Consider the following 25095-nt stretch of genomic DNA (forward strand, 5'->3'; position numbering starts at 1 on the left):
ATAAATTATCTAGGAGGCTAAAATGAGCCAGTGCACTGACAAACAAGGTTATGTGTGGGAATTCTATAAGGATTCCAACGACAAGTGGAGATGGCGTAAGACGGCAACAAACGGAAATATTGTTGGGTCTTCTTCTCAGGGCTATGTGAACAAGTCTGACTGCATCGATAATGCTAGATCACTTGGATGCACTTGCATTTAGGTCTTATACTACGCTGCAAAAAAGCCGCCCATCTTGCGATGGGCGGCTTCATTTTTTCTAACCATTCAAATCGTAGCTACACAGCAACTCGCGGTGCCGTGGCGGCAAGCTCCAGCGCTTCATCCAAGGTGGGATGCGCCCAGATAATGGAGTGCACATCCTCAACCGTCCACTGCTGCTTTACCATGATGGTGGCAGCAGAGATGAGATGCGAAACACCGTGACCGACTGCGGCAATGCCTGCCATCTTGCCTTCCACCCACAGCACTTTCACGAACCCGTGGGTCGTGCCGTAGGACTGGGCAATGGGGTTGGCGATGAGCTGCGAGACGGAAGCCTCCACAGCCTTGCCTGCGGCCTTGAGTTCCGCAACGGTGGGACCTACACGCATTACTTCCGTGTGGCCGTAGATGCAGGCGGGCATGGGACCGGACACATAGTCGCCCTGTGCTTTGCCGCAGATGTGGCGGACCACATAGCGGGCCTGATGGTCGGCAGCGTGGGCGAGCAGGGTGCGGCCGTTCACGTCGCCGATAACATACACACTATCGCTTGCCTTGAGGCTGCCGTCCGTGACAATCCATCCGGCCCCTACGGTCTTCGCGCCTATGGCGTCCAGATTCAGGGTGCCGCTGGCAGGCTTGCGGCCAGCAGCCATGAGCGACTTGTCTGCCGTGAGGGTCTCGCCATCCTCAAAGGTGAGCACAGCTTTGCCGTCAACAGTTTTGAGCGAGGCAACTTTGCGGCCGGTATGTATCTTCCAGCCTTCGCGCTTGAGCTGCTTGGCAAGCACATCGCCGATATCCGCGTCCTCGGTGGGCGCGAGACGGTCCATGCCTTCCACTATGGTGATTTCCGTTCCCAGACGGTTGTAGAAATCACCCATCTCAAGCCCTATGGCCCCGGCACCCACCACTATCATGGATGCAGGCGCTTCGGTGAGCGTCAGCACGTGCGACGAATGCAGCACGCAGTCGCCGTCCGGCTCCAGACCGGGAAACGCCGTGGGCATGGAGCCGGTGGCCACAATGCAATGCCTGAAGCCAAGCTCAACAGCACCATCGGCCTTGTCAACGACGAGGGTTGCGGCATCCTTGAAGCTGGCTGCTCCGGTATGCACGTCCACGCCCAGCGCCTGCAGCTGCTTGCCCACTGCGGTGCGACTTCCCTTGAGAAAGCGGTCCTTGCGGGTCTGCATGGCAGGCAGGTCAAAGGACAGCGTGCCGGTAGCGCTCTTCAGCTTTTCCTGACTGTGCAGCATGGGAGCGGCAGCTGTGGAGCCGAGGAACAGCTTGGTGGGGATGCACCCCCAGTTCAGGCAGGTGCCGCCAAGGTCTTCCTTTTCCACCAGCGCGGTCTTGAGTCCGGCCTGTGCGGCATCCATGGCGGCGCGCATGCCGCCGGGGCCTGCCCCGATGACTATGCAATCGTACGTCATGGCATCACCTACGCAGGTTCGATGAGAATCATCGAACGGGCAGCCTTGGTTTCATCAAGACGGCGGACAGGGGTCTTCAGCGGTGCTTCCTGCAGGGCCACGGGATCAGTCTTCGCGCTTTCAAGAATCTCGATGAGGTCATCCACAAAGGCGTCCAGCGTTTCCTTGCTTTCCGTCTCGGTGGGCTCGAACATCATGCATTCCTTGACGATCAGCGGGAAGTAGATGGTGGGAGCATGGTAGCCCCTGTCCAGCAGGGCCTTGGCGATATCCAGCGCGCGCACGCCGCAGGATGCCTGCTGGTCGCACGCGGAGGCCACGAATTCATGCATGCATATCCTGTTGTAGGGGATGTGCAGGTAGTCTTCGAGGCGCTTGCGCATGTAGTTCGCGTTCAACACGGCGTATTCGGAGGCGCGGGTAAGGCCTTCGCCGCCGAGACGCAGGATGTAGGCATAGGCCTTCAGTACGACACCGAAGTTGCCGTAGAAGGGTGCCATGAACCCGATGGACTTGGGATAGTCGTAGTTCAGGAAGAGGCGGCCATCGCGCAGCTTGTCCACACGGGAGATGGGCAGGAAAGGCTTGAGGCGCTCGGAAACACCAACAGGACCGGCACCGGGGCCGCCGCCGCCATGCGGGGTGGCAAGGGTCTTGTGGAGGTTGAGGTGCACCACGTCGAAGCCCACGTCGCCCACACGCATCTTGCCCATGATGGCGTTCAGGTTTGCGCCGTCGTAGTAGAGCAGGGCGTCAATCTTGCGCAGCTTCTCCACGATTTCGGGGAGATGCTTCTCAAACAGGCCCAGCGTATTGGGGCAGGTCATCATCAGGGCGGCCACGTCGTCGTCCAGCACGGCATCAAGAGCCGCGGGGTCGAGCATGCCGTCCTTGGACTCGATGTTCACCACTTCGAATCCGGCCAGCGCGGCAGATGCGGGGTTGGTGCCGTGTGCGGAGTCGGGGCAGATGACTTTGGTCTTCTTGTTGCCCTTGTCCTTGTGATATGCGGCAATGAGCATTGCGCCGGTGAGTTCGCCGTGAGCGCCCGCCATGGGGTGCAGGGTGAAGGCGCTCATGCCCGTGAGTTCGCAGAGCATGCGCTCGGTTTCGTACATGACCTCAAGCGCGCCCTGCGTATACAGACCGGCACTCTTGATCTGGGGCAGCAGCGGGTGCAGCCTTGAGAAACCGGGCAGCGCAGCTACCTGTTCGGTGAACTTGGGGTTGTACTTCATGGTACAGGAGCCAAGCGGGTAGAAGTTGGAATCAACCCCGTAGTTCAGGCGGCTTAGACGGGTGAAGTGACGCACCACGTCCAGTTCGCTCATTTCCGGCAGTGCGGGCCGCTTGGCGCGCAGCAGGTTCTTGGGGATGAAAGATTCCGCGCGTTCTTCCGGCATGGGGGGCAGACAGGCGGTACGTCCGGGGACGGATTGTGCGAATGCGGTCTTCATTACAGTATCCCTCCCAGCATTTCGGCCAGAATGCCGACCTGTTCAAAGGTGTGTTTTTCCGTGCAGGCAACGAGCAGGACGTCGTCCATATCCTTGTAGTAGCGTCCGAGCGGCACACCTGCCACGAAGCCGCGTTCCACCAGCTTGTCCACGGCCTCAAAGGCGCTGATGGGCAGACGGATGGCCACTTCGTTGCCGAAGGGCGCGTCGTTCAGCAGTTCAACACCGGGAATGGCGGTCAGGCGGTCTGCAAGATAGTGGGTGCGCTCCATGGAAAGCTCGGCCGTGCGGATAAGCCCTTCGGGGCCCAGCAGGCACATGTGGATAAGCGCGCGCAGTGCGCACAGGGCCTGGTTGGAGCAGATGTTGGAAGTCGCCTTGGCGCGGCGGATGTGCTGTTCGCGGGCCTGCAGGGTGAGCACGTAGCCGGTGCGGCCTTCAAGGTCTTCGGTGCGGCCGACAATGCGGCCGGGCATCTGGCGGACCAGCTTTTCGGTGCATGCCATGATGCCGAGGTAGGGGCCGCCGAAGGACAGGGGCTGGCCGAGGCTCTGGCCTTCTGCCACGGTGATGTCTGCGCCCATTTCGCCGGGGGTCTTCAGAACGGACTGCATGACCGGATACACGGAAATGACGCCAAGGGCCTTCTTCTCGTGTGCATGGGCAAAGAGTTCGGTGAAGTCGTTGACATTGCCGAAGAAGTTGGGGTTCTGCACCACCACGGCTGCGCATTTGTCGTCAATGGCGGCCTTCAGTCCCTCGATGTCGGTCATGCCGTCCATATGCGGCACGGTGACGAACTCGATATTGAGGTTCGAGGTGTAGGAGGTGAGCATGGTCCGGTAGATGGGACTCACTGCCTCGGAGACGACGATCTTGTTCCGCTTGGTGGCGCGCACTGCCATCATCATGGCTTCGAAGATGGCGGAGCCGCCGTCATAAACGGATGCGTTGGATGCGTCCATGTCCAGAAGGCGGCATACCGCAGTCTGGAACTCGAAAATGGCCTGCAGCGTTCCCTGCGAGGATTCGGGCTGGTAGGGCGTGTAGGCCGTGTAGAATTCGCCGCGGGAGATGAGCGCGTCTACGGCTTTGGGGATATGATGATCGTAGAAACCGGCACCGAGGAAGCTGACGAGGTCGGTACGGTTCTTTCCGGCCAGTTCTTCAAAGTACGAGCAGACTTCCATTTCGCTCATGCCTTCCGGCAGGTCGAAGCTCTTGGGCCGCATGTTGGCGGGAATGTCTGCGAAAAGATCTTCCATGGTGGTGACGCCGATGACGTCCAGCATGGCCTTCAGGTCTTCCTGAGTATGAGGAACGAAAGGCATAGGGCCTCCTGTGGCCTGTGCGTTGGAAAACGCGTGTCTCTGCCGTTGGCAGGGTCATGCAGTTGCCTGCATTTGCATGGGGAGCGGGAAGTCTACATGATCCGCTCCCGCCTGGAAGACAGGGAAGGGCGTCGTGTGTTCAGGCAGCGGGGTACCGTTTTGCTGATTGGCAGGGCAGGGATGCACTTGCAGGGCACATGTATGCTGTGACCGTCCGGAACAGATCATTCTGTGCGGAAGCGGGACAACGCCGACATGTGCTTGTCATATTGCAAGGGCGCATCGGCACAGCCAATGCGAAAAGACCCGCCCCGGATTCTGCAAGAGGAAGCAGGCTCGGGACGCACCTTGTACCCGCGGCCGAAGCCGCGCCTAGTGGTCTTCGCTGGCAGCCAGTTCCGCGTATTCGGTGGCGGAGAGCAGGTTGGCGGGTTCGTCGGAAATGCGAACCTTGATCAGCCAGCCGTCTTCGAAAGCCGATTCGTTCACCTTTTCGGGGTTGTCTTCAAGGGCTTCGTTCACGGCAATGACTTCACCGCTTACAGGGGCGTACAGTTCGCTGGCAGCCTTGACGGACTCGATGGAGCCCATTTCCGTGCCGGCTTCCACAGTGTCACCCACGGCAGGCAGTTCGACGAAGGTGATGTCGCCGAGCAGTTCCTGTGCGTAATCGGTAATGCCGATGACTGCAGTGTCGCCGTCAATGTCGGCCCATTCGTGGGATTTGCTGTAGAGAAGATTCTCAGGGGTTTTCATAGAGGGAAGCCTCCTGCGTTAGGTGTTGTTGTGGTTGTGGTTTGCGGGGAAAACCCCGCGAGTGATTCTTGGTTCTGCATACCCTTGGACTCGGCTATGGGCAAGTCCCCGGTGTGTGTTTTCTGCAAAAAAAGCTTTGTTTAGTGATCAAAGCCTCAGATGGCTGTGAAAAACAAATGGCCAGCGCACACTTGGGTGGGGCTGGCCATTTGCAGTATTCAGTCTGTGTTATTCTGCAGACTTCTCGAGGGTGACACCCAGAGACTGGATCTCATCCAGAAGAGTCTGCTTGCGGATGGGTTTTACGATGTAGCTGATGGCATCGCCAAGGAAGAATGCATCGTGCACTTCCTTGTTATCATCAAGTCCGGAGATCATGATGACCTTGGTGGCCTTGTCGCCAGCTATGCCCATTTCTTTTTCAACTTCACGGATTTCGCGCAGGGCATCCTGCCCGTCCATGTTGGGCATCATGATGTCGAGCGTGATGACATCATAGGGTTCACCGTCTTTGAGGGCAGCACGGAACGCCTCCACACCTTCCTCTCCGTCAGCCGCAACTTCGACATATCCGTAGGGGTGCAGAATTTTCTGAACCAGCCTGCGGCTGTCAAAGTCATCATCAATGACAAGAAATTTCATTCAATTCCTCCAAATGTTCCAGAGAGGTATCGCGCGTAACTCTACTCTCCATCCTTGCGGTCGTCAACACGCTTAGGCACCTGCGGCGGCAAACGCATCGGCCACAATCTGCCGTGCCTCCGCCTGCAGGGTTTTCAGGTGTTCGGGGCCGGCAAAGCTCTCTGTGTAAATCTTGTACACGTCTTCCGTGCCTGAAGGACGGGCGGCAAACCAGCCCTCTTCAGTTACAACCTTCAGCCCGCCTATGGGCGCGCCGTTTGCCGGAGCACTGGTAAGTTTGGCCGTTATGGGGTTGCCCGCCAGCGTGTCGGCGCGCACGGCGGACGGGTCCAGATTTTTCAGCGCCTTTTTCTGCTCCGGGTTGGCCGGTGCCTCAAGGCGTTCATAAATGGGGGTGCCGTGGCGCTCTGTAAGCGCAGTATACTGCTGCTGCGGGTCCTTGCCGGTAACGGCAAGAATCTCGCAGGCCAGAAGGTTCATGATTATGCCGTCCTTGTCGGTGGACCACACCTTTCCGTTCTTGCGCAGGAAGCTTGCTCCCGCGCTTTCTTCGCCACCGAAACCATACGAGCCATCGATAAGGCCGCTGACGAACCACTTGAAGCCGACAGGCACTTCGCTGACCGTGCGGCCCAGCTCCTTACCTACCCTGTCAATCATGGAGCTCGATACCAGTGTCTTGCCTATGGAGGCATCCGGCCGCCAGTTGGGACGGTGCGTAAACAGATACTGAATGGCAGCGGCAAGATAGTGGTTGGGATTCATCAGTCCGGTTTTGGTCACAATGCCGTGCCTGTCCGTATCCGGGTCGTTGCCGCAGGCAATGTCGTAGGAGGCGCTCATGTGTATCAAGTTGCTCATGGCCCATGGCGATGAGCAATCCATGCGGATCTTTCCATCCTTGTCCACGGGCATGAAGCGGAACGTGGGGTCCGTCTCCTTGTTCACGACTGTGATATCCAGCTTGTATCGCTTGGCAATGGGTTCCCAGTAGGCAAGACCGGCACCGCCGAGCGGGTCTACGCCGATCTTCAGTCCGGCCTTGGATATGGCGTCCATGTCGAGGATGGAGGCGAGGTCGCGGACGTAGGGAGAAATATAATCGTACGAACGGGTTGTATCCGCCTTGCGAGCACGGGAAAGGGGAATGCGCTGTACGTCCCTGTTGGCGGTGCTGAGCAGCTCGTTTGCACGGCGCTCAATCCACACGGTGGCATCGGTATCCGCAGGTCCGCCGTGCGGGGGATTGTACTTGAATCCGCCATCGGCAGGCGGGTTGTGCGAGGGCGTTATGACAATGCCATCCGCAAGGCTGCCGCCCGCCGCGTTGAAAGACAGAATGGCGTGGGAAATGACGGGCGTGGGAACGTAGCCGTCCTGCGCATCAATGCAGACAGTCACGCCGTTTGCGGCCAGCACTTCCAGAGCCGTGTCGTGGGCTGGTTCAGAGAGGGCATGCGTATCCCTGCCCATGAAGAGTGGCCCGCTAATGCCGTTCTGCCTGCGGTAGTCACATACCGCCTGTGTGATGGCAGCAATATGTGCCTCGTTGAAGCTGCATTTCAGCGAGCTGCCCCTGTGGCCCGATGTGCCGAAAGCCACTCTCTGCGCGGGTTCCTGCATGTCGGGTTGCAGCGTGAAATAGGCGGAGACCAGCTTGGGAATATTGACGAGCAGTTCGGGTGGGCACTTCTTGCCTGCGAGCGGATGGATGGCCATGCGGATTCCTGTTCAGGTATGCGGTTACAAACGGATCATGGAGCAGTTCTATACCTGTAACAAACCAGAATCTCAAGACATGGTGCGAAGTTATAACATGGAGTGCAATGAAATACCGGAGAGAAGGACGGGTGTCTGGCGAGAACCTCTTATGTTTACGGTATATTCTAAGTATGTTGATCTCTTAGCCAGAATGCCGTCGCTTCGCTCCGTTATGCACAGATATAAGCAATACGCATGCCACTGGAGGGGGAATGTGATCGCGCCGGCGGGCCATCGCACACAGCAACGCATGCTGATATAAAAGAGTATTATATCAGTGTGTTGAATCGTTGATTATTGCGTTTCCCGAGAGCAGGTCGTCTATGCGGGAGAGGTAGCTATTTACCTCTGAAATAGTCTGATGAATGCCAAGGCGAAGGCTGGGGAAAATATGCATGGCTTGCGTCAAATCTTCGTTGCGGGCGGCGTCTTCCAGCTCTTTTGCCATTTGGGCAAGCGCTGCAGCTCCTATGTTCCTGATGGAAGATTTTACGGAATGGGTAAGGCGCTCAAGTTCCCTGCAGTTTCCTTTCATAAGACATTCTTCAAGCGCGGTTGTCGTGCCCGGCATGGTCTGGGCATAGAGCGTGAGCAACGTGATTATGACATTCCTTCTGCCTGAAAGCAGACGGCTGATTTCATCGAAATCGGAGAGTTTGGTCGCCGGAGATACCGCTTGCTCCTCGGCCTGAGTTTTCACGGGGACATATTCCAGACCCCGGTGGGGGAAAATGTCGAGGAGTAGCTGGCGCAGGTCTTCAATCGCAAGCGGCTTGGAAAGACAGGCATTGAAACCGGCTTCTGCAAATCTGGGCTGCTCCTCGGAACGGATATGTGCGCTCAGAGCGATGAGAGGAATGTGCGGAGAAACAGCAGGAAGGGTGCCGGACCGTATTTTTCTGGCAGTGTCTATCCCGTCCAGAACCGGCATCTGTATATCCATGAGCACGAGGTCGAATTCCTGCTTTTCCAGAAGTTCCAGCGCCTTTTCTCCGTTTTCGGCGATGGTGGCCACATGATTGTCTAACTCCAGCATCTGGGCAATGACGATCTGGTTAAAAGGATTGTCTTCGGCAACAAGGATGCGAAGTCCCTCTATAACCTTGCGCATGGAGTTATCCGGCTTCCGTGAAGGTAGCGGAGCTTCATTGCCTTTGTATTGTCCGAAGGGGATGGAGACGTGAAACGTTGTTCCCGCCCCCACGGTGCTGCTGACGTTGATTTCTCCACCCATCATTTCGATAAGGTGTTTAGATATGGCAAGGCCGAGGCCAGCGCCGCCGAACTTGCGGGTAATAGAGCCGTCAGCCTGTGCAAAGCTCTGGAATATGAGAGAAAGCTTGTTCTTGGGAATGCCGATTCCCGTATCCCGGATGGTGAAACTGAGCCACTCGGGAACATCCTGAAGTGCCTGCTGCTTTTCTGTGGCTGCGTTGCCGTCGTTTGAAAGGGCTTGTAATTCGGCGTGTGATTGCCGTGAGTCAGCGGAGGTATTCGTGATAGAGGCGCCATATTCCTGACGTTCGGGGGATACCCCGATGGTCACGGAGCCAGTATCCGTAAATTTGACGGCATTGCCCACAAGGTTGATCAATACCTGCCGTAGCCTGTCCCTGTCGCCGACAACGCGCAGAGGTACGTCCGGCGTACAATCGGTGATAAGATGAATACCCTTGTTCTGTGCTTCAACCCTGAGAAGATCCTGAATGCCGCTGACAAGCTTGCGCGGGCTGAAGTCCGTATATTCCAGATCGATGGCTCCTGCTTCTATCCGGGCAAAATCAAGGAGCTGGTTGAGCAGTTTGAGCAGTGATGAAGCGGCGTCCCTGAGTACCTGCAGATTGTGTACTTTTTTCGGATCTGTCTCCATGCGCAGGTTCATATCGGCCATGCCCAGTATCGCCGTCATGGGGGTTCTGATCTCGTGGCTGATGTTGGCAAGGAATTGACTTTTTGCACGGTTGGCCATTTCAGCCGCTTCCTTGGCCTCTATGAGCAGATTTTCTGCTTCTTTCTGCAAGGTGATGTCATGGATGAATCCTTCAAACCCCGGTGTGCCTTCGGGGGTGTTGAACACTCTGGCGTTTTCAACTACCCATAAATTTTTTCCTGTAAAGGTAACAACCTGCGCTTCAAAATTGTGGATAAAGCCGTACTTGTTCATGCGGCGCAGGAATTCTCTGCGGCTTTCCGGCCTTGCATAGAAGGCGTCCAGCTTGTCCTGCAAGGCTGCCCGCATCTCTTCTTCGCAGGAGTATTCGAACATGCTGACCAGGGCCGGATTCAAACTGAGCAGCTTGCCTTCTTCCGTGCTCTGATAAATGCCATACGGAGCATTGCTGAAAATGGTTCTGTAGTTTTCTTCTGCAACGGCCAGTGCGGCCAGAGTTCTCTGCTGGTCGGTGATGTCTTCAAAGCTGTCCACAGCGCCGATTATGTTGCCGGCGGAATCAAAAAGGGGTTCCCTGTTCTTGATGACAGTGCGGACAGATCCTGATCGGGTACGGATTTCATACTGGATGCCACGGCTGGAAACGGGGCCGATGGTGTGGCCTATGGTACCGGAATTCACATAGAAAAAGCTGTAGTGCCTCCCTATGGCTTCTTCTGACGGGTAACCGGTAATTTCTTCCGCCCTGTTGTTCCAGGCGGTAACCAATCCGCTTTGATTCAGTGAGACGATGGCGCTCGGTATGACCATGTTGACCTTCTCGGCCTGACTGCGCAGCGCAACCTCCCTTTCTTCGGCACTCTTTCTGTCCCGTATTTCCTGCTGCAGCAGGGTGTTCTGCAGCTGGATACGTTCTCTGTTGTTGCTTGCCTCTTCAAGGCGCGCTTTGAGTGATGTGTTACGCAGGTCCAGCCGGACTGCAAGCAGCGCGGTAACAAGCGTGGCCGAGGCTATGAGTGATAGCAGAAACAGTTTCAGTTGCGGGTGAGCAAGGCCGTATACATCGTCGATTTCAAAAACAGATACCAGTTCATAGGATGAGTTGGGAATGGAAAGCCGTATGGCCTGCAGCTTTGGCAGAAGAGAGCCGTCACCGCCTGCAAAAGGGAGCGGCTCTATGTATCCCAGCCGCAACCCCGTGAGTTTGTATGCCGGAAACTGCGCGGGGCTGTCATCCGAGATGGGGATGGGAGGATTATCGGGATGCAGCAGGAAGGACTTGTGAGGGGTGTCTGTGGAGAATTGTGAGAGATATGCTTTCAGAGAGTGTACAGGAATGGAACTGAAAATATGCCCTACAACTATTCCATCATGTATGTATGGAAGTGTTATGATAATATTCTTTGAATTTCCGGTATATATCCGGGTTGTTTCGGCTTTTTGATAGTTGCTGTCATCTTGCTGGAGGGTGAAATCCGAGTTGCAGTAGTCAGCTGATGGATACTTTTTGAGAATGTTTAATGAATTGTCTGTGGACTTGTAACCTATGTGACAGTAAATCGGCGTTCCATTGATTACATTCAGGAAGAGAAAACGCTCGAACTGATTTTCCATGAGACTGATGCTGGCTTCCAGACCGTATTGACGAGGCATCCCCAGATCTTTTGTTCTGTAATATGCTGCCAGAGAGGGGTGCTGTGCCAGTTCGGTAATGTCGACAAGTTTGGTCTGAAAGAAATAGGAGATGGCGTGTGCTTCGCTGTTGGCTGAAGAAAGAAGGTGATGTCTGTTGGTATTGCTGAGAACAATATTCTGCTGATGCAGTTTTGCAATAAGCCAGAACAGGAATATCCCGACCGTAAATACGGCGGCATACAGGGCCAACCTTGTGTGTCGGGATATCTTTGTCAGAGAAGTATAATCATTCTTCATCGGCGTGATTCTGCTTCTCAATGAATGCTTCTACGTTTCGAACTGCTTCAGGGTAGTATCTGTTGATAATGACATCATAGCTGCCATCATTCATGCAACTATGCAGGAATGCGTTGAACGCTTCAAGGAGTTCTTCAGACTCAGGGGCAAAGGCAACAGCGATACGCTGTTTATCGGATATGGGGCCTATTACCTTGAGCTTGCCGGGCCAGATGCCGAGAAGGACGAGGGCATCCGGTTCATCAGTCAGAATAGTATCGGTGTTGCCTTGCAACAGCGCACCTATGTGGTCGTGAGCGGAGGAACCATAATGTATGATGTGAGCCCCGAATTCTTCAAGGCCGTACAGTGCCGGGTCGATGGAGGTGTCTTTTGCCCCTGCCACACTCCGCCCCTTGAGCTGTTTCTTGACGGCCTGAATATCTTCTTCGGTATGTCCTGATGGGGTGATGGGGACAAGGGGTAATTCGGCTCTTGTCATGAGCCATACCTGGGTGGGAAAAGTAGGGATGGAAAAGCGGACGATTTTTTCCCGCCAGGGTGCAACCGTCAGGCCTGCTGCGGCAATGTCTCCGCGTATGGGGGTGCTGCCGGCGTATGTCATCCCCTTGCCTGTAAGGTGGTATTGCCTGCCCGTAAGGTCGGCGAACATTCTTGTATGCGGGGATTCCACAAACTCGTAGCGCACTCCCAGATGCTGGGCAAAGAGCTTGATGATGTCTACATCCATCCCGTTATGGTTGGGAGTGACAAACTGTGAGTAGGGAAAGCCCAGATGCCGCAGGGTGCCGCGTTCGCGGATTTCCTTCAGCGTCACGGCCCATGAGGATTGGACGCCGGTGCAGAAGAGCAAAAGAAAAACGCCGAGGATTGTCTTGAAGGACAAAAATCCCCGGCGTTTGCTGTTCTGTGGCATGTAATCCTCCGGTGTGCGGCGCTGCGGACGCAGGGCCTTGGTTCACTGGAGGAGTACTACACCATTACACGTTGAAAAGGAAGTGAACCACGTCACCATCCTTCACTATGTATTCCTTGCCTTCCGACCGCAGCACACCCACCGAGCGGCAGGCTGCTTCCGTCTTGTGCTGGACGTAATCGTTGTAGCCGATAACTTCTGCACGGATGAAGCCGCGTTCGAAGTCGGAGTGGATGACACCGGCTGCCTGCGGTGCGGTCCAGCCGTTGCGGATGGTCCACGCGCGCACTTCCTTCACGCCTACGGTGAAGTAGCTGATCAGGCCGAGGGTGTGGTAGCCGGTGCGGATAACCTGCACAAGGCCGCTTTCGCTGATGCCAAAGGATTCCAGCATCTCCTGAGCTTCGGCTTCATCAAGCCCCTGCAGCTCTTCTTCAACCTTGGCGCAGATCTTGACTATGTCGCAACCGCGGGATGCGGCGAATTCTGCGAGACGCTGCACGTGGGCGTTGTCTTCCAGCAGGCCGCCTTCATCCACGTTGGCGCAATAGATGATCTTTTTGTCGGAAAGCAGTGCCAGTTCCTTGAACTGCGCGGCAAGGCAATCGATCTTGCGGTCGGGGAAAGTGGAGGCAGGTTTGCCTTCGTTCAGATAGGCAAGCAGACGTTCCATGGCTTCCACGGTGGGGCGCATGGTCTTGTCGCCTTTGGAGGCACGCTGCAGTTTGTCCAGACGTTTTTCAACGGCCTGAATGTCTGCCAGCAGCAGTTCCGTTTCAATGGTTTCGATATCGCGCAGCGGGTCTACCGAGCCTTCAACGTGCGTGATGTTATCGTCCTCAAAGCAGCGGACAACTTCGAGAATGGCTGCTGCTTCACGGATGTTGCCGAGGAACTGGTTGCCGAGACCTTCGCCCTTGCTTGCGCCGCGGACCAGACCGGCGATGTCGATAAAGTCGATGGTGGCGTACAGGGTCTTCTGGGGCTTGGCTATTTCGGTCAGCGTGTCGACGCGCTTGTCAGGCACAGGAACCGTGGCCTTGTTGGGCTCGATGGTGCAGAAGGGGTAGTTGGCGGATTCCGCGTTCTGCGCCTTGGTCAATGCGTTGAAAAGAGTGGACTTGCCCACGTTGGGCAGTCCTACGATGCCGATGCTCAATGCCATGATGATTCTCCGGAAAAAAGATGGGAACGCGGTGCGTCCGCGGGGCTAATACGTTTTTTTTGCGTGAAACACAAAGGAAATTTGCAGGCTGTGCCTTCCGTAGCTCAGGATACTGTTTCGCCGGGCGAGCCAGGCAGGCCGCGGGGAACACGTGGTGAGCTGGAGGAGCATGGCGGATAACCCCATGAAAAAGCCCCCGAAGCAAATTCGGGGGCTTGCCATTTCGTGATGTACGTCTGCTAGGGAACAACGCGCATGATGTATGCGGAATCCGGCAGCAGGTACTTGCGGGCTACGTTGCGCAGGTCTTCGGCTGTGAGCTTGTCTGCCTTTTCGATGGCCTCTTTGTTCATATCCAGCGGGAAGCCGGAAGCAGAAAGCGATGCGGCTTCGGAGCTGCGACTGCTCAGGCTCTGATGATCCCGGTAGTAGTCGCCCCGCAGCAGGTTCTTGCCGCGTGCAAGCTGTTCCGCAGGCAGCAGGTTTGTCTGCAGATCCTTGATAACGCGTTTGAACCCGTCCAGCGCCTGCTGTTCCTTCTCCGGTTCCGTTCCGATGTAGAAGACAAGCAGACCCGTGAGGTTGGACTGCCACGGGAAGGCAGTCACGGTATAGCCGAGCCCGTGTTTGTCGCGCAGATCGCTGAAGAGCAGCCCGCTCTGTCCGGCAAGTATGGCCTGCAGCAGGTCAAGGGCGGGGCCGTCTTCTGCACCGAGAGGAGCCGTTTTGAAGATCATGAGCAGGTGAGCCTGATTACGGTCTTTCAGCGTAAGCGTCTTTTCGCGTTCGGCGTTCCATTCCGGCTGAGCAGGTACTGCCTTTTCTGCAGCGGGAACGGGCAGGCTGTTCGCCAACTTGAGCATGGCTTCGCGATCGAAGTTGCCGCATACGGCCAGAGTCCACGGGCGGGCGACCTGCTCCTTCCAGAACGTGCTGATGCTTTCCGGGGTATAGGTGTTCAGGCTTTCGTCCGTACCGAGCTGGTAATAACCATAGGCATGGTTGCGGAACAGGAAGGGGAACATGTGGCGGAAGGCAAGCCCGAGGGGTTGGTCTTCACGTGACTTGATGGCCGCCTTCATGTTGGTGATTTCGCGGGTTACTTCTTCGGGAGCAAAGGCAGGCTCCTTGAGCACGTCGCGGAACAGGCCGAGCATGTCGTCACCGAAGCGCTCAGGGAACTTTGCCCGCAGTGTGAAGGTCTGTCTGCCGGAGCTTGCACCGATGTCTGAAGCCCTGTTGGACTGGAATTCCTCAATGGCCGTGGCATCAAGCTTTGCCGTTCCCTTGGTCAGGGTGCGGGCGGTAAGCTCGGCAAGGCCCTGCCGGTTAGCATCGACAAGGCTGTCACCACCCTGAAAGACAAGGTCCATGGAGATGTAGGGCAGGGTATTGTCAGGGATGAGCACCAACGTTCTGCCCTTGCCGAGATCAATGGTTTCAGTGCCGGCGGGATGCTGTTTGCTGTCAGCCTTCTTCACGGCAACGGCGCTTACAGGCCATATGGTACGGGTGGACTTTTCCAGCGTTGTGGCACTTACTTCGGCCTTTTCGGGCAGCAGCAGAACTGCATGCATCCGCTCGGGGCGGACGTAGGTGCGGATGGCGTCTTCAAGCTGGGCACGGCCGGTCTGGCGAAGGGTCTGGATATAGTTGGTTTCGCCCTGTTCGCCGCCGCTGAAGAATTGGAACATGCCCACCTTTGAGGCAAGGCCGGGCAGGGTTTCCTTGGTGCGGTACATGGAATCTTCAAGATTCAGGCGTGCGCGCTGCAGTTCTTCGTCCGTGAAGGCGTTCGCATCCAGAGAAGAAAACGTCTTCATGAGTTCCTGCCAGAACGTGTCCAGCTTGTCCGCGTCAAGGGAGGCAGAAAGGTACAGAAAGCCGACTCGCTCAAAGGCGTAGGCGCCCAGCGAAATGTCATCCACAAGCTGCTTTTCGTACTTGAAAGTCTTGTAGAGCGTGGAGGTGCGGTCACCGCCAAGAAGCTGTGCGAGCACTTCAAGGGCGGTTGCACGTGAGTCGTTGAAGCCGTGAATGGGCAGTGCAACGCTCATGTACACCTTGTTCCACTTGCCGTGTTCAACTCTGACAGTAGGGCCGTCAGTGAACTGGGTGATGTCGATGGACGCCGGGGGAACAAAGTCGCGGGTGTTGTTCAGCGAGCCGAACTGCTTCTGCGCTTCGTCAAGCACGGCCTTCTTGTCCACCTTGCCGCTCACGACCAGCAGCATGGACTGCGGCTGGTAATAGGTGGCAATGTAGTCCTTGATGTCCTGTCTGCTGAAACCGCTGACCGTTTCGCGGTAGCCTATGATGGGCCGCGCGTAAGGGGTATTGGGCAGGGTGTTGGCAGAGATGTGTTTGAAGAGAAGCTGGCCGGGATTGTCTTCGCCGCGCTCAAGCTCAGAAAGCACAACCTTCTTTTCAGATTCCAGTTCTTCGGGATCAACGGTGGCGTTAAACGCCATGTCCTTGAGAACGTCCATGCCGGTCTTCCAGTGGCTGACGGGAACATCGGCCAGATAGACAGTATAGTCGAAGCTGGTTGCCGCGTTTATGTAACCGCCGATGGCCTCGATATCACCCGCTGCGCCGCCTTTGGGGCGCTTGGCGGTTCCCTTGAACACCATGTGTTCAAGCAGGTGGCTGATGCCCGCCTGAGCAGGTGTTTCGTACGCAGAGCCCGCATGCACATAAAGACGGATGGAAGCGAGCGGGAACCGTTCGTCTTCCTGAACCAGCACGGTCAGTCCGTTGGGCAGGCGGGTTATGGTTGCGCCCCACGGAGGCGTGTCCATGGCGGGGGAATCCGTATCGGCGAGCTTGGGGGCTATTTCGGGGGCAGACATGCGGGAAGTAGTGGCGGACAACGTCTTCTCGTTTGTTTTTTCAGTTGGTTTATCAATAAAAATGTACATCGAGATCATCGCGATCATGACGACGATACCGAACAGGAAGCCGGAGAACCGCTGAAACATCGTTTAAGCTCCTGTGGTCAAACTTTTCGGAAAAATGACAGCCCGGAGGGCATGATACTTCAGAAGCGGCATCAAGCATAGCTTGTGTGCCATATTGCATACAGGTAATCGTCAAAGTCCTCAAGGCAAGGTTGCTGCATAATAATTTGCCCGCAGACGTAAAATGGGTAATGTTCCCGAAGTGGTTGCGATAGGGTCGCGGCCTGTTGTACTTTGGCCGCACGGCGGCGTATCCGTCAATGGAGATATCTATGCCAGAGGCATTGTTGGAACAATTCTATAGGCGCTCTGCCAGTCTTGTGGAAGAGCTTGAACCGTATCTTCTGGAACTCGAAGTAGCCGATGAGCAGGCCGATTCCGAGCTTCTCGGGCGTATTCTTCGTGTTGTCACCAGTGTAAGGATGGGGGCGGGACTTCTGGGAGAGGAGCGTTTGCTCCGGCTTGCCCGGCTGCTTGAAATAGTGCTTGAGCGCCTGCGCTCAGGATCGCTGCAACTGGCGCATGAGGGAGTCCGGACTATCCTGCGGGGTTGTTCCGTGCTGGCCGCCATTGCGGGAAATGAGGATACGTCCAGATATGATGACGCCGTTGCCGCTCTTGAAGCGCTCGCGCAGTCCCATATGCCTTCCGAGGGAATGTTCGATCCCGGTTATCCCATTTGTTTTGCTGACGGAAAGCCCATAATGCATCTTTCCGGTTACGAGCTGGAACAGTGCGGCGGTGACGGGGCCTTTTTGTACATGCTGACCTTCAATCTGCATGCGGATATCGGCGCAAAAGATATTACCCCCCTTGATTTGCTCGAATTTCTGCAAAAAAGCGGACATGTCATTGCCACGCACTGCGAGTGTGATCTGGCGGCTACCGTATGCTGCGAAACAGATCTTAAAGGGGTACTTTATGTTCTGTTTTCGTCCATTCTTGAGCAGGACCTTGTGGAAGCCGTGTTTATGCTGGATTCTCGCCAGATACAGGCATTGGACGTGCTGACACTTGCTTCCGGAACGCTTTCGCTTACAGCGGAGGAGCGTTCGCCGGATGATGGGGCAGCGTTGTACGATCAGCAGGTGACGGATGCCCCCATTGAGGGACTGGACGAATTGATGGAAGAGTTCGACCGTGCCATGGCCGAAATGCGCGAAAGATCACACGTGCCGTTTGAACCTTGGGACGGTTCGGACGCATTCGGAGCAGGCATTGCCCCATTGCCGGCTTCCGCGTTGAAAAAGCAGGATATTTTTGATTCCATTGTCGACGGCGTGGAGTCCTCGATTCTGAAGATGGCAAATGGACCGGATGAATCTGTGGAAGAACCGGCGGCTTCGTCTGTGGCTTCATTTGTGGCTTCGTCCGTGCGAGATCCGTTTGGAGATCTGGCACCTGTGGATGAGCTTATAGAAGGTGATTCTCCGGTAATGGCGACCGTCCCTGAGGATGATACCGAATCGCTTCTTGCGGAACTGCTCGGTGAGCATTCCGGCGATGCATCCGGCATGGCCAGCTCCATCGCGCATGCAGCCGGTGATTTGTTTGTGCAGGGCGATATTGATGCTGCCTTTATCGATACAGCGCCTGGCGGTAAGACTTCAGAGAGTGAAAGCGACCGTCCGGAGCCTGCGGAGCCTGCTGAGGACCTGCCGGCGGATGATGTGTCCAGCGAGTACTGGCCCGATACGGATGAGGACGGCAGTCCGGATGACTCGCGTCTTCTTACCGACGGAGCAGACATGCCTTTGGCGGACGATCCGTCAGGCGATAATTCTGGTATCCTGACGTTGGATGAAAAAGCGGCTCTTTCCGAGACATTTGCACAGGACGTTGCCGGCGAGGGCGAAGGGATTTCCGGTTTTCCTGCATCCGGTGTCGACACCTTGTTCGCCGGCGGGGACAGCGGTGTATCCGCTTTTGGCGGTGAGACTACGACTCAGGACGAGAGCCTTGAGGCGGAGTATCCCGAAGGGGATCAGAGCCAGCTTGCAGCGTTGGAAGCCGAGTTCGAGGCCGCACTTCTGGAAGAAGCCCGCACAGCCGGTATTCTGCTGCCGGACGATGTCTCCGGAATGGAAGCGGAAGAATCTGCAGTCAGTGAAGAACAGGACTTTTTTAATGAACCGGATACTGCCGCAGACCCGGACGCTGACCCCGATGCCGATTTGTTTATGGATTCGGGCAATGAGCCTGATCTTTCCTACCTGAATCCCACAAGGGAGGAGGTGGAAGGAGGGGTTGTGCTCGCCATGGAAGGGCAGACCGAACGCCTGCATGGTTTCACCGTGACAGCGGATGAATCCCGCGCCGTGGTGAATCTGGCTGGTGACGTTACCATTGCCGCCGCTGAGAATGTGCGTGATCTGCTGCTTGATCTCATGCAGGAGCATGCCGCCATTGAACTTGATATGCGCGAGACCCAGAGCACGGACATATCCTTTATCCAACTTCTTATTGCGGCATCGCGCTTTGCGGCAGAGCACGGCGTGCAGCTGACGCTGCGTGGTGGTCATGCCGGTGCTGCGGGTGAAACCTTCAGCCAGTGCGGGTTTAGCGACGAGGTGCGGGCGCGGCTGTCGCTTGCTTCGGTATTCGTCGCGTAACGGTCGTTCTGCCGTCTGATAAATTAATAAAAGTGCAGTAAGCCGTGGCTTATGCCCAAATACGAAATTGCATCGCTTACACCGGGTGCAGGGGGATTATCCCCCTGCCCGCCGGAGGCGAATAAAACTCAAAATGACTTGATTACCAGTCTGAAAAAGGGAGGCTTTCGCCTCCCTTTTTTTATTCCATGTGCTGTGCTGTCTTTGTCAGCTTGAAGTCCAGCAGGCCGAATTCCGGCACCACCGCGAGAATGAGCTTCAGGGGCGAAACGTACAGATCAGACCAGTCAAAGGTCAGTTTGTACCCGTTGTCCGTCGCTTCAATTCTGTGGAAGATGGGGCGGATGTCTACGGTGCGTTCTCCCTTCTTTGTTTCGCGGGTCCAGTCGAATATTTCGAAGTCCGCGAAAGTGGCAAAGGCGGCCTTGAACTCTTCAAGGCGCTCGGGCGCGCCGCAGTATTCAAGTTCAAACTCTTCCGCAATGGCCTGCGGCTGCACTCTGCGGAAATCGAGAAGTTCAATGCGGGTGGGGTGCATTCCTTTGGGGAAAGCAGTCGCAATGGCATTGAACAGGTCCTGCGCGGGCATGTGCTCACGCAGGTAAATGTTTACCCATTCCGCGGTGCTTGCCACGCCAACGGGCAGCGCCTTGCCGAACGAGATGAGCGGCAGGGGATGAAAGCCCTGTGAAAAGGTCATGGGCAGGCGTGCGCGGCGGAACACCTTTTCGAAAACGGCCTGCAGCTCAAGCTGCGAAAGGAAGATGGAAGGGCCTTCCTTGGTGTACCATATGCGGTAATGCACGGCCTTGTTGCCCAGTTCTTCGGCAAGCTGGGGCGGTGCGCTGCTTTCTGTCTGCAGCTGGATGACGTTGCCCCTTTCGTCCGTTTCCGGCTCATGGGTAAGCTGGTCGCGCTCTGTACGGTTCAGAACATTCTGATAGGTCGTTTCCGGGGTAATGCGGTCCAGCAGGGAGGGACGCTTGCCCACGTCGCAGGTGCCGCACAGGTGGCAGCTGCCGTAGCGGCAGTCGTCCGTAATGGCCATGTCGTAGGCGCGTTGGCGTTCCTTGAGCAGGTATTCCTTGGAAACGCCGCTGACAATGTGATCCCACGGCAGAGGAAGGGAAACATCGCGCTCCGCAATGTACTCTTCGTAGGTGAGGCCATGTTCGCCAAGGGCTTCAAGGTAGGGTTCAAGCTTGAAGTGCTCCATCCAGCTGCTGAAAACGGCACCCTTGCGGTAGGCCGTTTCCACCACGTCCGCAAGACGACGGTCGCCGCGGGAGAAAATGCCTTCAAGCGCGCTGGAGCTGGGCTCGTGCCAGCGCATGCGCATGCTCTTTTCTTTTTTGAAGGCATCGCGAAGGTAGAAAATGCGGTTCTTGATTTCTTCAAGCGGAATCTGGGCTTCCCACTGGAAAGGGGTGTGCGCCTTGGGTACGAAGGGAGAGATGGAAGCCGTAACATTCAGGCGCTTCACATATCCGGCCGCACAGCGCACCTTGCGGCACAGTTCCACAATGGCATCAAGGTCTTCGTAGGTTTCCGTGGGCAGGCCGATCATGAAATAGAGCTTTACCTGCTGCCAGCCGTGCTGGAAGAGCTTGCGGATATGCAGCAGAAGCTGTTCTTCGGTTATGCCCTTGTTTATGACATCGCGCAGGCGCTGGCTTCCGGCTTCCGGCGCAAGGGTTGCACCGGTGCGGCGTATGCCCGCCATGCGGGCCATGATGTCGTCATCGATGGACCCCACGCGCAGAGAGGGCAGGGAGACGGAAATCTGTTCGCTGCTGCACCGGTCCACGGTTCTGGTGAACAGGGTCTTGAGTGCGGAGAAGTCACCCGTGGACAGTGAGAGGAACGAAAGTTCGTCATAGCCCGTGGACGTGAGGGTTTCGTGCAGGATGCGCTCGATTTCCTCAACGGAGCGTTCGCGGGCCGGGCGGTAGATCATGCCGGCCTGACAGAACCGGCAGCCACGGGTGCAGCCACGGCCGATTTCCAGTGCCAGACGGCTGTGCACAGCACCGAAGGGAACCGGCTGCGATACGGGGAACGTGGCCGTGTTCATGTCCGGAATGACACGACGGGCAGGGGCGGTGTGGTCTTCATACAGGGGGACGAGGGGCTGGTCCTTGCCCTTGAATTCGAAGAACGAGGGAACGTAAACGCCGTGCAGGCGCGAGGCGCGGCGCAGAAACTCGTGGCGGGTCGTCTTTTCCTTCTTGCACTGCTGCAGAACATCCAGCAGTTCCACCATGAGGTCTTCACCCTCACCGAGAACCATCAGGTCCATGAACGGCGCAAGAGGTTCCGCTCCAAGAGTGCATCCGCCGCCAGCCATGACGATCGGAATATCAAGGTTGTCGCCGCGATCGACGGTCCGTAGGGGAATACCGCCAAGGTCGAGCATGTACATGATGTTGGTGTAGCAAAGTTCATGCGTTACATGAAAGCCGACCAGATCGAGGCGTGAAAGCGGAGTATCCGATTCCAGCGTGGCGAGCTGCACCTTGTGTTCGCGGAGAACGGCGGCCGTATCAACGCAGGGAGTGAACACGCGCTCTGCCCACCAGTCTTCCCGGTTGTTGATGATTCCGTAAAGAATCTTCTGGCCGAGATAGGACATGCCCACTTCGTACATATCAGGAAAGGCGAGGGCCAGATGCAGGTTTACGGCATCTTTTCGCTTGTGAATGGCCCCTTCTTCAATTCCCAGATAGCGGGTGGGTTTGGGGATGAGGGAGAGCAGTTCGCGCATGAGTAGCTCCTTACGCCTGTGAAAAATGTGAACGCAGTCTGCTGTGTGGCAGATTGCCGTCGGTAACGATAACAAAGGGGGGTGGCATGTGCCACCCCCCTTTCGGGTATACGGAACTGAGCGTTCTTACTTGAGCAGCTTGGAAATGTCGGAAACCTTGCCGCCACCGGGGTTCTGCAGATTCAGACCGCCGAGGCCGCCCGTGCTGAGAGTCAGGTTGGAAATGGCTTCGATATACTTGCTCTTCAGTTCTTCAGGGCAGTTCTTATATTCATAAAGAACATGCGTGGTTTCAATGGTGCCGTTGAAGTCCTGTTCAAAAGGATAGCCGAAAGGCAGCAACATCATCTGCACCCCCTGCTGGGTGGGAACGGTCTGCAGGGCGGCTACTTCGGTCAGCTTGCCTATTTCAACACCGGCCTTGCCGATGACCATATCGCCGCTTACCAGCTTAACCAGCTTAACTTCATATGCCATGAGATTTCTCCTTGGGGGTTGTTACCGCGCAATAGGTAGGGCTTAGCCCTCTACCTGTCAAGCTGCGAGGTCATTCTGCCGAAATTTCGAATGGCAGGAAGGCAGACCACGCCCGCAAGCCCGAGAATGATGAATCCGGCCCCGAAACTGCCCAGGTCACCGCAGAATCCGATCATGGCCGGTGCACCGCCCGCAGCGAGAAAAGCAACCAGCGGCATGGTCATGGAAAGGACCAGTGATCGTTCCGCCGGCAGAAAGGCGTTGGCAAACATCTTGAAAATGGCCGGAAACATGAGCGGTGGAAGCGCCGCCTGCATGAAAAGCGTCATGGTCAGCCACTGCCCGTGCACTGCCGGCACAAGCATGACGGCAACAACGCTGCCGGCGAAGGAGATAAATAGAATGCGTTCTTCACCCATTCTGTCCGTAAGCCAGCCACCGGCAAGAGCCATGAAGGGCGTGGGAATGCGGGTGACTGCCATAAGTGCATTGGCCGAGGTTCTGTCCATGCCTTCCGCATTCACCAGAAACAGGGGCATGATGCTGTACGGGGCCCATTCCATTGCCACAGCAACGCCGATGATAAGGACAAACAGCCATGTCTCCCTGCGTTTAAGCAGAGAGGGAACTGTGCTTTTTCCGGGTGGTTCACCGTGGAAGTTACCGCCTCTTCCCTTGAACAGAAAGAGCAGTGCGCCGGTAACGGCAATGCCGCCCATGGCCTGCAGCGCACCGCGCCAATCCGTGAATTGCAGGGCTATTTCGGCAAATGTAGGCGCAACGATGAAGGCAAGGTTGGGGGCAAGTTCGTGAACAGATATGGTTTTGCCCCAGTCCTTGCGGTCGGCAATGGAACCGAGTGCCGCAAGGCCGGAAGGAAAATACATGCCGCCGGACATGCCGCACAGGGTAAAGCCGATGCGCAGCTCGTCAAGGGAGCTGGCAAAAGAGAGAAAGGTGAGCGCAAGGCCGTAGCAGCCTATGGAAAGGGGGATAACATACCTGTGGCGCAGTCTGCTGGAAAGAAAGCCGCTGCAGAACACGCTGAAGGCATTGCCTGCCGAGGTGAAGAGCAAAAGCGCGCCAGCGTCGGTGTAGGAAAGATTGAATTCATCCTGCAGGGGGACGAGCATGGGGGCAAGCAGCATGCGCGAGGTCTGGTTCAAAAAGAACATGAAAGTTATGAACAGAATCCACGGCAACGCCCTGGAAAATGGTGGTGTGGAGGTGGTTTGATCTGCCGTGCTCATGTTCTTTCAGAAAGTTCTTGTAACATTAGATTGTTGTGCATGTTTCTTGCTGCATTCTGCGCTGAACGCAAATCGGGCAAAGATTGCCGACTTGTTCCGCATAGGCTTTGCGGGACCGGAAGTGCGTCTGTGTGAACGATTCGCAAGAAGCAAGGAGCGGAATATGCACGCCGCGTTATCGTTCATGGGCAAGGCTCTTCTTATTATGGGAATAACCTATGCCTGCATCAGTGTCGGAAGCAGTTATTCGCAGAGGATAACCGACGTGGCCAAGGGCAAGGGGCCGCATTCCATTCGCAGGAGTGTCACCCCGCCTGTCTATGAGTCGGTCGGGAATCAGTACGGATTAGCAGGAGCAGCCAACTAGCTGCGTTTCTGCCATTTTCTGCCGGATCGCTGTTTCGCCAACGGCATTGAAAAGGGGGGCTTTTGCCCCCCTTTGCTTTGGCAATGTCATTGGGGCAGTTACAGCCCCATGCGTTCCTTGAGATAATTGAAGTCGATGGCGGAGCTCACAAGCTGTGCTCCCTGACGGATCTTGATCACATCGCGCAGTTTGTGGCGCGAGAGAATGATCTCCATCTTCTTGGCAACGGTGTAGGTATCGTCCCGTACCACCACGATGGGAATGTTCAGCACCTCCGAGCGGGTGAGGATGATGTCGTTGGGGTAGAGGTTGCCCGTGAGCACGAGGCAGGGGCAGTTTCCTTCAAGCGCCACAAGCTGAACATCCGAACGGTCACCGCCGACGATGATGGCGGAGTTCTTGTTCTTGCGGAAGTGGGTCATGAAGTTCTCGACCTGCATGGTGCCGATGAGGAAGTTTTCCACGACCTTGTCGGACTTGTTCTGTGCGGAAATGACTTTGCCGCCCAGACGTTCGGCCAGATCGCCAACCTTTATGGCTCCCATGAGCGGGTCCTTGGGAATAACTCCCAGCACCTTCACGCCGTTCTTTTCGAGGAACGGGCGGATGAGTCCATCCACCTCGTTCATGAAGTTCTGAGGAATGTCGTTCAGCACCACGCCCGCCATATTATCACCGAGCGTATCCTTGAGAACGACAAGATAATCGTAGTTGAGCTCTTTTTGCAGACGGTCGATGACCACAGCCTGCAGGTTCAGCTCGCGTACCACGCGTATGCCGTCCACGTTGCAGTAGCGGCCGGAGTACATGCTGCCGGAGCCCGCAACCACCATGACGTCCTTGTCCTGCTGCAACGTGTTGTAGCCGTTCACGATGGAGGGCATGAGGTCGTCGCATTGTCCGCTGAATGCGCGGACCTTGAAATCCTGCGTCACCACCACTGGGGTGACGAGGTTGGCCGGGGCATCCTGTCCCAAAATATCCTGTACGAAGAAAGCGTCCTCGTCGCCGAGAATGCCGTCACGCTCTTCGGGCATGGCGCCCACTGGCTTCATGTAGCCCACATTCAGACCTTCCTTCTGAAGGCGAAGCCCGATGCCCATGACGACCATGTTCTTGCCGGAATATCCGGCTGTCGATCCGATGTAGATACCGGCAGCCATAGTCTCCTCCT

17 protein-coding genes are annotated in these 25095 nt (G+C 56.3%); 3 read left to right on the top strand and 14 right to left on the bottom strand.

Annotated elements, in window-relative coordinates:
- Positions 1-22 precede the first annotated feature (22 nt).
- Positions 23-202, top strand: a complete 180-nt coding sequence (locus HUV30_RS10530; protein WP_174405384.1) for a YegP family protein — start codon at positions 23-25, stop codon at positions 200-202.
- Positions 203-278: 76 nt separating this feature from the next.
- On the opposite strand, the gene HUV30_RS10535 is transcribed toward HUV30_RS10530, so the two are convergent.
- The 10 genes from HUV30_RS10535 to HUV30_RS10580 form a co-directional block, all read right to left on the bottom strand.
- Positions 279-1640: a dihydrolipoyl dehydrogenase family protein gene (locus HUV30_RS10535; protein ID WP_174405385.1), complete on the bottom strand. Its 1362-nt coding sequence runs from the start codon at positions 1638-1640 to the stop codon at positions 279-281.
- A gap of 8 nt (positions 1641-1648) precedes the next feature.
- Positions 1649-3097 carry an aminomethyl-transferring glycine dehydrogenase subunit GcvPB gene (gene gcvPB, locus HUV30_RS10540; protein WP_174405386.1) on the bottom strand — a complete coding sequence of 483 codons (1449 nt, stop codon included), beginning with the start codon at positions 3095-3097 and terminating at the stop codon, positions 1649-1651.
- Complete coding sequence (gene gcvPA / locus HUV30_RS10545; protein ID WP_174405387.1) at positions 3097-4428, bottom strand: aminomethyl-transferring glycine dehydrogenase subunit GcvPA; 1332 nt, start codon at positions 4426-4428, stop codon at positions 3097-3099. The genes gcvPB and gcvPA overlap by 1 nt, the downstream gene beginning before the upstream one ends.
- A gap of 372 nt (positions 4429-4800) precedes the next feature.
- Entirely contained in the window at positions 4801-5184 is a 384-nt protein-coding gene (gcvH, locus tag HUV30_RS10550) for a glycine cleavage system protein GcvH (protein WP_174405388.1), read from the bottom strand.
- A gap of 228 nt (positions 5185-5412) precedes the next feature.
- The gene (locus tag HUV30_RS10555; RefSeq protein ID WP_174405389.1) at positions 5413-5826 is read right to left on the bottom strand and encodes a response regulator; all 414 of its coding nucleotides are present in this window, start codon (positions 5824-5826) and stop codon (positions 5413-5415) included.
- A 72-nt stretch (positions 5827-5898) separates the two neighbouring features.
- Positions 5899-7545: a phosphoglucomutase (alpha-D-glucose-1,6-bisphosphate-dependent) gene (gene pgm / locus HUV30_RS10560; RefSeq protein WP_174405390.1), complete on the bottom strand. Its 1647-nt coding sequence runs from the start codon at positions 7543-7545 to the stop codon at positions 5899-5901.
- Between the two features lie 316 nt (positions 7546-7861).
- Positions 7862-11410 carry a PAS domain-containing hybrid sensor histidine kinase/response regulator gene (locus HUV30_RS10565; RefSeq protein WP_174405391.1) on the bottom strand — a complete coding sequence of 1183 codons (3549 nt, stop codon included), beginning with the start codon at positions 11408-11410 and terminating at the stop codon, positions 7862-7864.
- On the bottom strand, positions 11400-12326 hold the full coding sequence (locus HUV30_RS10570; RefSeq protein WP_174405392.1) for a transporter substrate-binding domain-containing protein: 927 nt from the start codon (positions 12324-12326) through the stop codon (positions 11400-11402). The genes HUV30_RS10565 and HUV30_RS10570 overlap by 11 nt, the downstream gene beginning before the upstream one ends.
- 64 nt (positions 12327-12390) lie before the next feature.
- Complete coding sequence (ychF, locus tag HUV30_RS10575) at positions 12391-13491, bottom strand: redox-regulated ATPase YchF (protein WP_174405393.1); 1101 nt, start codon at positions 13489-13491, stop codon at positions 12391-12393.
- A gap of 239 nt (positions 13492-13730) precedes the next feature.
- Positions 13731-16472, bottom strand: a complete 2742-nt coding sequence (locus HUV30_RS10580) for a M16 family metallopeptidase (RefSeq protein ID WP_243452150.1) — start codon at positions 16470-16472, stop codon at positions 13731-13733.
- Positions 16473-16738: 266 nt separating this feature from the next.
- Between HUV30_RS10580 and HUV30_RS10585 the strand changes: the two genes are divergently transcribed.
- Positions 16739-19063: an STAS domain-containing protein gene (locus HUV30_RS10585; RefSeq protein WP_174405394.1), complete on the top strand. Its 2325-nt coding sequence runs from the start codon at positions 16739-16741 to the stop codon at positions 19061-19063.
- Between the two features lie 181 nt (positions 19064-19244).
- Here the strand turns inward: HUV30_RS10585 and HUV30_RS10590 are convergent, their stop codons facing one another.
- The 3 genes from HUV30_RS10590 to HUV30_RS10600 form a co-directional block, all read right to left on the bottom strand.
- Entirely contained in the window at positions 19245-21827 is a 2583-nt protein-coding gene (locus tag HUV30_RS10590; RefSeq protein ID WP_174405395.1) for a TIGR03960 family B12-binding radical SAM protein, read from the bottom strand.
- A 126-nt stretch (positions 21828-21953) separates the two neighbouring features.
- Complete coding sequence (locus HUV30_RS10595) at positions 21954-22304, bottom strand: hypothetical protein (protein WP_174405396.1); 351 nt, start codon at positions 22302-22304, stop codon at positions 21954-21956.
- 50 nt (positions 22305-22354) lie between these two features.
- Positions 22355-23554 (bottom strand): MFS transporter, encoded by a 1200-nt coding sequence (locus HUV30_RS10600; RefSeq protein WP_174405397.1) that lies wholly within the window; start codon positions 23552-23554, stop codon positions 22355-22357.
- Between the two features lie 163 nt (positions 23555-23717).
- On the opposite strand from HUV30_RS10600, the gene HUV30_RS10605 reads away from it, so the two are divergent.
- Positions 23718-23921 carry a hypothetical protein gene (locus tag HUV30_RS10605; RefSeq protein ID WP_174405398.1) on the top strand — a complete coding sequence of 68 codons (204 nt, stop codon included), beginning with the start codon at positions 23718-23720 and terminating at the stop codon, positions 23919-23921.
- 98 nt (positions 23922-24019) lie between these two features.
- On the opposite strand, the gene HUV30_RS10610 is transcribed toward HUV30_RS10605, so the two are convergent.
- On the bottom strand, positions 24020-25084 hold the full coding sequence (locus tag HUV30_RS10610) for a phosphotransacetylase family protein (protein ID WP_174405399.1): 1065 nt from the start codon (positions 25082-25084) through the stop codon (positions 24020-24022).
- Positions 25085-25095: the final 11 nt, after the last annotated feature.

Origin of the sequence: Desulfovibrio subterraneus (assembly GCF_013340285.1) — a bacterium.
Classification (GTDB): domain Bacteria; phylum Desulfobacterota; class Desulfovibrionia; order Desulfovibrionales; family Desulfovibrionaceae; genus Halodesulfovibrio; species Halodesulfovibrio subterraneus.

What these genes read in the sequence shown, in the direction of transcription:
- HUV30_RS10530 (WP_174405384.1), top strand. Translation starts at nt 23, where the DNA reads ATGAGCCAGTGCACTGACAAACAAGGTTATGTGTGGGAATTCTATAAG.
- HUV30_RS10535 (WP_174405385.1), bottom strand. Translation starts at nt 1,640, where the DNA reads ATGACGTACGATTGCATAGTCATCGGGGCAGGCCCCGGCGGCATGCGC.
- gcvPB (WP_174405386.1), bottom strand. Translation starts at nt 3,097, where the DNA reads ATGAAGACCGCATTCGCACAATCCGTCCCCGGACGTACCGCCTGTCTG.
- gcvPA (WP_174405387.1), bottom strand. Translation starts at nt 4,428, where the DNA reads ATGCCTTTCGTTCCTCATACTCAGGAAGACCTGAAGGCCATGCTGGAC.
- gcvH (WP_174405388.1), bottom strand. Translation starts at nt 5,184, where the DNA reads ATGAAAACCCCTGAGAATCTTCTCTACAGCAAATCCCACGAATGGGCC.
- HUV30_RS10555 (WP_174405389.1), bottom strand. Translation starts at nt 5,826, where the DNA reads ATGAAATTTCTTGTCATTGATGATGACTTTGACAGCCGCAGGCTGGTT.
- pgm (WP_174405390.1), bottom strand. Translation starts at nt 7,545, where the DNA reads ATGGCCATCCATCCGCTCGCAGGCAAGAAGTGCCCACCCGAACTGCTC.
- HUV30_RS10565 (WP_174405391.1), bottom strand. Translation starts at nt 11,410, where the DNA reads ATGAAGAATGATTATACTTCTCTGACAAAGATATCCCGACACACAAGG.
- HUV30_RS10570 (WP_174405392.1), bottom strand. Translation starts at nt 12,326, where the DNA reads ATGCCACAGAACAGCAAACGCCGGGGATTTTTGTCCTTCAAGACAATC.
- ychF (WP_174405393.1), bottom strand. Translation starts at nt 13,491, where the DNA reads ATGGCATTGAGCATCGGCATCGTAGGACTGCCCAACGTGGGCAAGTCC.
- HUV30_RS10580 (WP_243452150.1), bottom strand. Translation starts at nt 16,472, where the DNA reads ATGTTTCAGCGGTTCTCCGGCTTCCTGTTCGGTATCGTCGTCATGATC.
- HUV30_RS10590 (WP_174405395.1), bottom strand. Translation starts at nt 21,827, where the DNA reads ATGCGCGAACTGCTCTCCCTCATCCCCAAACCCACCCGCTATCTGGGA.
- HUV30_RS10595 (WP_174405396.1), bottom strand. Translation starts at nt 22,304, where the DNA reads ATGGCATATGAAGTTAAGCTGGTTAAGCTGGTAAGCGGCGATATGGTC.
- HUV30_RS10600 (WP_174405397.1), bottom strand. Translation starts at nt 23,554, where the DNA reads ATGAGCACGGCAGATCAAACCACCTCCACACCACCATTTTCCAGGGCG.
- HUV30_RS10605 (WP_174405398.1), top strand. Translation starts at nt 23,718, where the DNA reads ATGCACGCCGCGTTATCGTTCATGGGCAAGGCTCTTCTTATTATGGGA.
- HUV30_RS10610 (WP_174405399.1), bottom strand. Translation starts at nt 25,084, where the DNA reads ATGGCTGCCGGTATCTACATCGGATCGACAGCCGGATATTCCGGCAAG.